This is a genomic window from Iamia sp., from assembly GCF_035575815.1.
GTDB lineage: Bacteria > Actinomycetota > Acidimicrobiia > Acidimicrobiales > Iamiaceae > Iamia.
Window position 1 is genome coordinate 1 of the sequence record NZ_DATLXO010000135.1, and the last position, 2,732, is coordinate 2,732.

General features: G+C 68.9%; 3 protein-coding genes and 1 pseudogene. All 4 read right to left on the reverse strand.

Annotated elements, in window-relative coordinates:
- Nucleotides 1-66: 66 nt before the first annotated feature.
- A complete protein-coding gene (locus VNL12_RS14310; RefSeq protein ID WP_325595621.1) occupies nt 67-474 on the reverse strand; it encodes an IS66 family transposase in 408 nt (135 codons plus the stop codon).
- Between the two features lie 7 nt (nt 475-481).
- Nucleotides 482-829 (reverse strand): annotated as a pseudogene (locus tag VNL12_RS21260) (group II intron maturase-specific domain-containing protein); the annotation flags it as partial.
- Nucleotides 830-904: 75 nt separating this feature from the next.
- On the reverse strand, nt 905-2,164 hold the full coding sequence (locus VNL12_RS14315; protein WP_325595619.1) for an ISL3 family transposase: 1,260 nt from the start codon (nt 2,162-2,164) through the stop codon (nt 905-907).
- A gap of 375 nt (nt 2,165-2,539) precedes the next feature.
- Nucleotides 2,540-2,732 (reverse strand): hypothetical protein (locus VNL12_RS14320; protein ID WP_325595620.1); only part of this gene is annotated, 193 nt, incomplete at its 5' end.

Consider the following 2,732-nt stretch of genomic DNA (forward strand, 5'->3'; position numbering starts at 1 on the left):
AGGACCCTTTCCTGTTCGCGCCGGGTGACAATGAGTGGACCGACTGCTACCGGTCCAACACGGCGCCTACTGGTCACGCTCGAGCGCCTCGATTGTCCCCCTGGTCACCGAGGCGTGGATCAGGGTGAACATGGAGGTGGACACGACGTGCATCCAACACGTCGCCGTCCCGATCCGGTCAGTGGTCTCATCGGCGTGCAGCACCGGCAGGGCGCGCAGGATGGCGACGAGGGCAACGATGAAGCCGCCCAGGCGCCGGCCGGCCTCGGAGTAGATGGCATCGACGGTCCCCGTCGACAACTTCACGCCGAACAGATCGGCCATGGCCTCGGCTGTCCGCTGGACAGGGACGTGCTGGTAGGGGTCGGGCCGGGGCGCAGTGCCTCCATTCCGGGAGGTCTGGTTCCCCGGCCCGCACCTCCGAACCGGACGTGCGCGTTCCCACGCATCCGGCTCTCCACGAGCCCATACCAGGCAAGGCTCAGGCGGTCATCGTCTCCGCTGGCGTCCATGGTGTCGCGATCTTGGCGCCCCGGTAGCGGTAGCGGATGACCGCCACCCCTGCCGGGTCAAACAGGGTCGTTGCACCCTCGGTCGGCCACCACCTGGGCAGGTAGCGGCGTCGGAGCCACTTCCAAGAGGCACGTGGGTGTTTGCGGCGAAGCCATCGCGTGACCCTGAACCAGGAGAACTGGTGCAGGGCGGCGAAGGTTGCCGATGACGCCCCGTGCCGGAAGTAGTTGGACCAGCCGCGCAGCACCTGGTTGAGCTGGTGCAGGACGGCCTTGAGCGGTCGGTTCGGTCCTCCTCGGCTGATCGTCCGAACCTTGGCTTTGACCGAGAAGAATGCTCTCCTCGACGGCCAGGTGTAGACGAAATGTGGGACAACTGACGCTCCCGTGGGTCACGCGGCCACCCACGGCAACTCGGGACCGAGGCCGCCTCGGTCCAGCATGATCATGGTGATGAACGCGTCCGCGTCGTGAAAGCCGCGGGCGTTGGCCCGGATGCGGCCGATGGAGGCGTTGTTCGACTCGGCGATGCCGTTGGTGAGCTTCCACTCGATGGTGGCTTCGATGGACGCCCGGTAGTGGCGGATGGTGCGGGCCAGCTTCACGAACGGAGCGAGCTGGGACCGGCTGGCGTAGGCGAGCCAGTCGTCGAGGGCACGCCGGGCCGCCAGGAGAGGCATGGCGAAGATGTCGCGCAGCTCCTCCTTGAGCTGCCACGCCCGAAAGGCCCGCCGGTTCGCCTTGCCCAGTCCCCGGATCACCGACTTCTGCTTGGCGCTCAGGTTCTCCCAGTTGCGCAGCAGCAGCCAGCGCAGGCCCTTGAACTGCTTGGCGGCAGCGCCGGCGCCGGCCCGGCGCAGGGTGTTCCATTCCTCCCGCCGGACCTCGTCGAGGGCGCCGGTTGCCCAGCCGATCACGTGAAAGGTGTCCAGGCACACGACGGCGTCGGGCGCCTTCTCGGCCACCACGGTGCGGATCCACTCGGCCCCGTCGGCGGACACGAACCGGAGCCGGGCCGCCCGTTCGTCGCCCAGGGCGGCGAAGAAGGCGCCGACGCTGTCCTTGCTGCGGCCCTTGACGGCCCACACGACCCGGCCGGTGAAGTGGTCACACACCACGGTGAGGTACTTGTGTCCTTTCTTGTACTTCACCTCGTCGATCGCCACTGCCACCAGGCCGTCCAGCAGATCGACCCGGCCGAGGGCCTCGGTGGCGAGTCGGACACAGGCGTTGTTCACCGCCCGCCACGAGATCGAGTAGCGCTGCGCGGCGGCCTGCTTGCTTCCCACGATGGCGTCGTGGACCACCAGGTCCTCGAAGGCCCGGGAGAACGCCGTGTCGTGGCGAGCCCAGGGAACCTCGGCCACGGTGACGCCATGGTCGGCGCAGCTCACCCGTGGCGCCACCGCCACCAGCTCGCAGGTGACGTAGCCGACATCGACATGGCGCCAGCGGCGTTCACCGTCACCGCGGTCGAACCACGGGGCGGGCGCCCCGCACCGCCCGCAGCGGCCCCGTCGGCCGACCTTCGTGCGGATCGTCACGACCAGCACAGGCCTCGTCGCCTCGCCCCGCTCCTGCAGCTCCCACGCCGAGATCACAACTGCGCGACACAACCCCAGCACGCTCTTGAGTACCGTCTTCACCCGCACGCCTTGCTCCTCCTCCGTCACCGACCTTTGACAGCCGGAAAACGTAGGGGCGACAAGGCGTGCGCCCGCGATCGGACGGTTCAGTGACCCACGGAAGCGTCAGTTGAGCCCCTTTTTGCTCGCTGCCCGAGTTCTCGACCACAACCCACTGCGGAGCCCGGTCAGTACCCTCGGATGACCTGGAGAAGGACCCGTGGGACGGCGTTGGTGGTAGCCGCCGAGGACCCCGGGGGGTCAGCGGGGCCGCCGGTCGTCGGTGGCGTCGGTGGCTCGGCAGCACAGGTCATAGACGCCGGGCGGACCTGCCACTGGTAATGCCACTCTTGCCAAACGCCGAGGTTCGGGCCAGGCGGCTTGAGGAGCGGCCGCTGGCGGTCATCCCTCGATGCCCACCCGTGGGCGCTTGCGCTCGCAGGCGATGCAGGACGTGAGCAACGCGACGACCGGGCGGTCGTCAGCGACGACCTCGGCGTCGACGACCACCGAGCCGCACAGGGCGTAGCGGTCCCCCGGCCGGGCCCAGTGCACTCGGCGGCCCGTGGCAACCGGCCCCTGCCGTGCGCTGCCT